Genomic DNA, 6687 nt, shown 5'->3' with positions numbered 1-6687 from the left:
AACTGCAAACGCTCATCCATGACACAGGTCTCTTTCCAAGGCATCGGCAAGTCCCCCTTGCCGACCATGTTGACCTGTTACCCATCTCTCCGGTCCAAACTGTTACCTATCTCTCCGGTCTATACCCATCGCGGCCCCCCCACCCAACCCTCCCCCCTGAAGGTGGGAGGAGTTTGAGCGAGGTGTTGGAGCGAACTCAGCGAGAAGCCTCCCACCTTCAGGGGGGAGGTTGGGAGGGGGGCAAGTGACGGTCCTCTCCATCCGGAAACGGTGCCACGACCGCGCCGATATGGATTTGACAGTCGATCCTTCTCCGGCAATATGAGAAACTACACCTTTAGTCGAATTCCGTATCTTGGGTAGACTTGCGTCATATCGGCGGGGGTAACCGTGATACCCAACATCTCCAACGAGAAAATGCGAACGGCGTTGAAGGAACTGGAGCAGGCTTCCTATAACCACGATCAATGGGCCGAAATGCTCTACAGCACCTTGATCTGCCGCCTGTCGCCGGATCAACGCGACATTGCCGAAGATGCCCATCGCCTGTGCCGCTTCGGTCAGTGGTACTACAATTTCGGGATCGCCGAATTCGAACGCAACCCAGGCTTCGTCGAGATCGGGATCGAGCACGAACGCATGCATCAGGCTGCTGCGCATCTGCTCCGCGCGACGATGGACGGCACGCCGATTGCGACGGTCGATTACGAGCGTTTCGTCTCGGCGCTGAAGCGCTTGCGCCTGGAAATCGCAACGGCCCAGCACGAACTCAGGGATGCGCTCTACAATGTTGACCCGCTCACCGGGACGCCAAGCCGGATCGGAATGCTGACCAAGCTTCGCGAAGAACAGGTATTGGTGAAGCGCAAGCTGCGCGCCTGTGTCATTGCGATGATGGATCTGGACCGTTTCAAGACCGTCAACGACACTTACGGGCACGTCGTCGGGGACAAGGTCTTGATCGCGGTATCGGCTTACATCATGGCGCATTTGCGCCCTTACGACAGGCTATTTCGATATGGCGGCGAGGAGTTTCTTGTTTGTCTGCCAGATACCGACCTGCAGACAGGCCATGCCGTCATCGATCGGTTGCGAGAGGAACTCGGGGGCCTGTCGCACGAGGCGCAGGGCAGGGATGCGTTTCACATCACGACCTCGTTCGGCTTGACTCTTCTGGACGCGGACATGCCCGTGGAACTGTCCATCGAGCGCGCCGACAAGGCTCTCTATGCCGCCAAGGCGGCCGGCAGGAATCGCTCGGTCATATGGGACAGCTCCATGAGCACGTTGCGAACTGAACCGGAAGCATCGGCTTGACGGAAAAGCCGGGCCGCTTCAAGCGCCGACCGCAGACAACCTGGTCATGCCTTCCTCGCTTTCAATGAAAAACTGAGCGGCAAATTCGTATGCCCCTCCGGCATCCGGTACATGCGGTCCGCGCCTTCGACCAGCAGAGGCCACATGGCCCAGGCGATGCTGTCATGCTCGTTGTAGGAAGTGAGGGTGAGGCCGGCCTCGATAAGGCCGCCGAGGATATCGCTCATGGGATGCAGAAATTCGTGGGTGCGCGTGTTCTCGACCTTGGTATCATCGCCCGTGTAGGTCGTGTCGCTGTCAAAGATGATGGGCACGCCCGCACCGAAATAGGGGAAGGTGGGGCAGAGTGGGGCACCAGCGTCCCGCACGCCGACGGCACCGCCGGGCGGTACCTGGTCGAGCGCGAAGGCAAACGGGTGGGCTTCCAGCAGATATAGCTCGCCGCTGGGTTTCAGCATCTTGGCAACAACCTTGGCCCAGCCCTTGATATCGGGCAGCCAGTTGATGGCGCCCCAGGTGACATAGGCAAGGTCGAAACGCTCCGCAATCAAGGACGGCGCGTCGTAGAGATTTCCTTCGACGAAGCGCGCCTCAAGACCTGCCCGGGCGGCAAGGGCGCGGGCGGCAGCTATCGCCTGGGGAGAGAAGTCGAGGCCGGTCACGTGTGCGCCGCGCCGCGCGAGATTGAGCGTGTCGAGGCCGAAATGGCATTGCAGGTGAATGAGGGACTTCCCGCGTATGTCGCCGATTTCGCGTGCCTCGATTGGCAGCAGCGTGTCTTGTCCAGCAAGGAACGGCTGGACCTGATAGTCCGCCGAGGCGACGTGAATCGCCACCACCTCGTCCCAACGCGCCTTGTTGACGGTAAAGCTTTCCTGATGGCGGGCATGGTCTGTCATGCGGTCTCATCCTTGCGCGCGGCCGGCTGGAGCGGCCGCTCATACATCACTTCATTGGGTAGTTTCCAATCGGCATCGTAAGGCCATGAATCGGGCGCCCAGGGATGAAGTTCCGGCGAGGGTCGCCGGGTTGGTCGTTCTTGTCAAAGCAGCTTGCCGCAAGTCCATTCAATATTTTCCATAATATATATTATGCGACTTTAAAGTATGAAGAAAGTGGCTCTGAGTGGGCCTTTCCGGCGTCTGGGACCTGTCCTTTTTTCGCCCTCCAATCGATCAGCTTTGCCCTTTTCCACCCGCTGTTGGCGTGCATGCTATAGTGCGATCCTCACCCAGACCTCATTCCGGATTCCCGCCATGACTGCCGCCGCCGAAGCCCTCGACCGCCTGCTCGACATCATGGCGCGGCTGCGCGATCCCAAATCCGGCTGCCCGTGGGATCTGCAGCAGAATTTCGCCAGCATCGTCCCGCATACGCTTGAAGAAGCTTACGAAGTGGCCGATGCGATCGAGGCTGGCGATATGCCGGCGCTGGTGGGCGAACTGGGCGACCTGATGTTCCAGGTCGTATTTTATGCCCAAATGGCCGCGGAAGCTGGCGATTTCACCATGAAGGACGTCCTTGAATCGATAAATAACAAAATGATAGAGCGGCATCCTCATGTGTTTTCCACAGCCGAGATCAATAGTGCCGCTGCCCAGACGGTGGCGTGGGAGACGCATAAGGCAGCCGAGCGCGCCAGGCTGGCGGCTGCTGCCGGCAGGGCGGCATCGACCCTTGACGGGGTTACCGCGGCGCTCCCGGCCCTTACCCGCGCCGACAAGCTGCAGAAGCGTGCGGCCAGGGTTGGATTCGACTGGCGGAACGCCGCCGAAGTTACTGAAAAGGTTGAAGAAGAGCTGGCTGAGATCCGCGCCGAGCTCGCCGGCGCCGCGCGGCCGGACCATATCGACGAGGAGGTCGGCGACCTTCTTTTCGCCGTTGCCAACCTCGCGCGGCATCTCAACGTCGACCCGGAAGGGGCGCTGCGGCGCGCCAACGCGAAGTTCGAGCGACGCTTCCGCCGGGTCGAGGCGATCCTGCAGGCGGCCGGCACAGATCCGGCCAGCGCCGGCATCGACCGGATGGAGGACGCCTGGAACCAGGTCAAGGCGGAAGAGCGCGCCTAACGGCGGCGGCGGTGACAATGCCGCAATAACAGGGAACTGATGATCGCTTCAATGGCTGCGGCGAAGGCAAGATGTCCCATGGCAGATTCTCCTCTGCGCTAGACGCCGTCGGGCGAGTCTTGGGTTGAGTTAAGCCGCTGGGGTGCAGCCCGGGGTCAGCGGGCAGCTCTCCTGTGGGCAGGCACCGTCATCGCATAGACGACAGGCGGTATCGGTGGTGGCCACATCGGTGGCGAGGCTGTGCAGCATCTTTTCCATGAGCCGCGTCAATGTCTGGCGTTCATCGGATGAGAGCGCATCAAGCGGTTCGCGCAGTACCTTCTCCCGACCCAGCAGCATCGCACGCACCATGCGCTGGCCTTCGGGTGTCAGGGCCAGCGGCCGGGCACGGCGGTCGGCGCCCTGCTGGCGCTCGACCCGGCCCTCCTCGACCAGCCGGTTGATCATGCGCACGGCGCCCGGCTGCGACAGCCGAACGATCCGCGCCAGACGGTCGACGGTGATGCCTGGATTCTGCTCGATGACGATGAGGGCCGCCCAATCACTTTCGCAAATGTCGGTCAGTTCGCCGAGTTCCTTGCCCATGGCGTCTGTCATCATCAGGGCCAGGGCGCCGAGCATGTTGGCGGTACGGGCATCGGCCTTGTTCATCGCGACCTCTGTGTCCAAAATGGATGGCACTGACCAGTGCGGCGCCCTTGATCTGTTTATATGCATGCTGCATGCATTAGTCAAGTGCTATAGGTATCACGATATCGATCTATATGAATCATTTATTGTCAGTGAAATATACTATATTATTAACTAAATACTTTAACTATCCATCTATTTTCATAATCAAGGAATACAAAAGACCAAGGCTGTCGAGCTGTCGGAAACGAGAGGAATCCGCAGGAGGTTCGCTATGCTCCAGTGCCCAGGTGAGCGCATGGGGGATGTGAACGCCCCAACTCCCCGCCTCGATCGCCGGCACGATATCGGATTTCAGCGAGTTACCGACCATCATGCTGTGCCCCGCTCCATCGCCATGGCGCGCGAAAATCGTCCGGTATGTGGCGGGCGATTTCTCGGAGACGATCTCGACGGCGGTGAAAAAGTCGCCAAGGCCCGATTGCGCCAACTTACGCTCCTGATCGAACAGATCGCCCTTGGTGATGAGGACCAGGCGGTAGGTGCCGTTCAGCTGTTCCAGGGTCTCGCGCGCATGCGGCAGGGTTTCGACCGGATGGGTCAGCATTTCGCGGCCGGCCGCGAGGATTTCAGCGATCGCAATTGCCGGTACATTTCCCCCGGTCAGAGTAAGCGCCGTCTCGATCATCGACAGGGTGAAGCCCTTGATGCCGTAACCGTAGAATTGGAGATTGCGCCGCTCGACCTCAAGCAGGCGACCGGAGATGGCCTCGGGGCTCGCATGGTCGGCCAGCAAGGCGGCAAAGCGCGCCTCGGTCAGGCGGAAGAATTGCTCGTTCTGCCAGAGCGTATCATCGGCATCGAAGCCGATCGTGGTGAGATGGCGGCCCATTGTCTATCCTTCCCCTGCTCGCTTTCTCCGACATCCGGCACAGCGGCGACGGAATCTATCCCGTGCCCGAGGGAAATGGGCGCAGGCCTTGTTCATCATGGGAAGTCCATCAGCGATGTTCACCGGCGCCGCCATGATGGCGATGATAGCGCTTGCCCGGCTTCCCGGTGCAGCCTTCCACAACCAGCGTCATCAGAAGCACCAGTATCAGGGCAAGGGGCGTGATCCGCATTCTCTTCTCCCACCAAGTGTCGCATATCGAACTCGACAGATGGTTGCGGTGCCGGCTTGCGCCAAGCCTCAATTGAGGCCGCTGTCGACCAACGTTCTGGCCCGCAGGGGATCGAGGCGGTGTGCCCCTCCCCGCCTCGCTCTGACGGGAGAAGAAGTAGGTCCGGTGCCTTCAGAAATTCTCGGTGAGGAAACGCGTCAGGGCTTCGACGACCAGGGCGTGGTCTTCGGCTTGCGGCAGGCCGGAGATGCTGACCGCGCCGACAACGCCCGTGCCGGCGAGGATGATGGGGAACGACCCGCCCTGCGGTGCGTAACGCATGGGATCGAGCAGATAGCGCTCGGTGAAGACGACGCCCTTCGCGGCGCAGGAACGGCCCATGTAGTAGGAGGAATGGCCGAAGCGCATGACGGTCGCAACCTTGCGCTTGATCCATTCGTCATTGTCGGCGGAACTTCCCGGCAGCGCTGCATGGAACAGCTGCTGTCCGGCCCGTGTGATATCGATGACGACCGGCAGGGTCCGCTCGCGCGCGAGGCTGAGAAGCAGCATACCCAGCGCAATCGCGGTTTCATTGTCGAAGCGCGGAAAGATCAGGCGTTTTTCGAGCGCCAGCAATTCGTCAAGGAATTCGGGGCTGGTATCCTGTTCCATGGTTGAATGCTATTTCCAGATCAGGGTTCGCTCAGGGGCTGCATCAGGGACGAAGTGTCCCAGCGGCCCCCGCCACGCTTCTGGATGCGGGCGTAGAACTGATCGACCAGGGCCGTTACGGGGAGCTGCGCGCCATTGCGCTTGGCCTCGTTGAGGCAGATGCCAAGATCCTTGCGCATCCAATCGACGGCGAAGCCGAACTCGAACTTGCCCTGCAGCATGGTGGTGCCGCGGTTTTCCATCTGCCAGGATTGAGCCGCGCCCTTGGAGATGACATCGAGCAGCTTGGCACCGTCGAGGCCGGCCTTCTGGGCGAAATGCATGCCTTCCGCCAGGGCCTGGACGAGGCCGGCGATGCAGATCTGATTGACCATCTTAGCCAACTGGCCAGAGCCGGCAGGGCCCATCAGTTCGCAGGCGCGGGCGTATGAGTCGATCACCGGCTTGGCGCGGTCGAAATCCTTTTGCGTGCCGCCGACCATGACGGTGAGTTTGCCGTTTTCGGCACCGGCCTGGCCGCCCGAAACGGGCGCGTCGAGGAAACCAAGGCCGGCTTCGCTGGCGGCGGCATCGATCTCGCGGGCGACTTCTGCGGAAGCCGTGGTGTGATCGACGAAAAGCGCGCCGGTGGACATGCCGGCCAAAGCTCCCTCCTCGCCATAGACGACCGAGCGCAGGTCGTCGTCATTACCGACGCAGGCAAAGACGATCTCAGCACCCTTGGCGGCCAGAGCCGGCGTCGGCTGCGACGTGCCGCCATGCGTTTCGACCCACTTCGCGGCCTTGGCGGCGGAGCGGTTGTAGACAGTGACGTCATGGCCGTTGCGCTTGAGATGTCCCGCCATGGGAAATCCCATAACACCGAGACCGAGGAAGGTTACTTTCATGAGGGT

At 60.9% G+C, this 6687-nt stretch carries 8 protein-coding genes; 2 read left to right on the top strand and 6 right to left on the bottom strand.

The features are described 5' to 3' along the window. Positions 1-417: 417 nt before the first annotated feature. The gene (locus tag ACE3TY_RS10790; RefSeq protein WP_374653032.1) at positions 418-1317 is read left to right on the top strand and encodes a diguanylate cyclase; all 900 of its coding nucleotides are present in this window, start codon (positions 418-420) and stop codon (positions 1315-1317) included. A gap of 44 nt (positions 1318-1361) precedes the next feature. Here ACE3TY_RS10790 and ACE3TY_RS10785 read toward each other — a convergent pair whose 3' ends face one another. Then, positions 1362-2216 carry a class I SAM-dependent methyltransferase gene (locus ACE3TY_RS10785; RefSeq protein ID WP_374653031.1) on the bottom strand — a complete coding sequence of 285 codons (855 nt, stop codon included), beginning with the start codon at positions 2214-2216 and terminating at the stop codon, positions 1362-1364. A 357-nt stretch (positions 2217-2573) separates the two neighbouring features. Between ACE3TY_RS10785 and mazG the strand changes: the two genes are divergently transcribed. Next, positions 2574-3386, top strand: coding sequence for a nucleoside triphosphate pyrophosphohydrolase (gene mazG, locus ACE3TY_RS10780; RefSeq protein WP_374653030.1), 813 nt, complete (start codon positions 2574-2576; stop codon positions 3384-3386). Between the two features lie 129 nt (positions 3387-3515). On the opposite strand, the gene ACE3TY_RS10775 is transcribed toward mazG, so the two are convergent. From ACE3TY_RS10775 to ACE3TY_RS10755, 5 genes are all read right to left on the bottom strand, one after another. Next, positions 3516-4037 (bottom strand): MarR family winged helix-turn-helix transcriptional regulator, encoded by a 522-nt coding sequence (locus ACE3TY_RS10775; protein ID WP_374653029.1) that lies wholly within the window; start codon positions 4035-4037, stop codon positions 3516-3518. Between the two features lie 166 nt (positions 4038-4203). Next, positions 4204-4908, bottom strand: coding sequence for an HAD family hydrolase (locus ACE3TY_RS10770; RefSeq protein WP_374653028.1), 705 nt, complete (start codon positions 4906-4908; stop codon positions 4204-4206). 109 nt (positions 4909-5017) lie between these two features. Next, positions 5018-5140 carry a hypothetical protein gene (locus ACE3TY_RS10765; RefSeq protein ID WP_374653027.1) on the bottom strand — a complete coding sequence of 41 codons (123 nt, stop codon included), beginning with the start codon at positions 5138-5140 and terminating at the stop codon, positions 5018-5020. A gap of 171 nt (positions 5141-5311) precedes the next feature. Beyond that, positions 5312-5794, bottom strand: a complete 483-nt coding sequence (locus ACE3TY_RS10760; RefSeq protein ID WP_374653026.1) for a heme-degrading domain-containing protein — start codon at positions 5792-5794, stop codon at positions 5312-5314. A gap of 20 nt (positions 5795-5814) precedes the next feature. Continuing rightward, positions 5815-6681 (bottom strand): NAD(P)-dependent oxidoreductase, encoded by an 867-nt coding sequence (locus ACE3TY_RS10755; RefSeq protein ID WP_374653025.1) that lies wholly within the window; start codon positions 6679-6681, stop codon positions 5815-5817. Positions 6682-6687 lie beyond the last annotated feature (6 nt).

Source organism: Dongia sp., from assembly GCF_041918875.1.
Lineage (GTDB): Bacteria > Pseudomonadota > Alphaproteobacteria > Dongiales > Dongiaceae > Dongia.
Note: the sequence above shows the minus strand (reverse complement) of the source record. Positions and strands in the feature narration are given on the sequence as shown.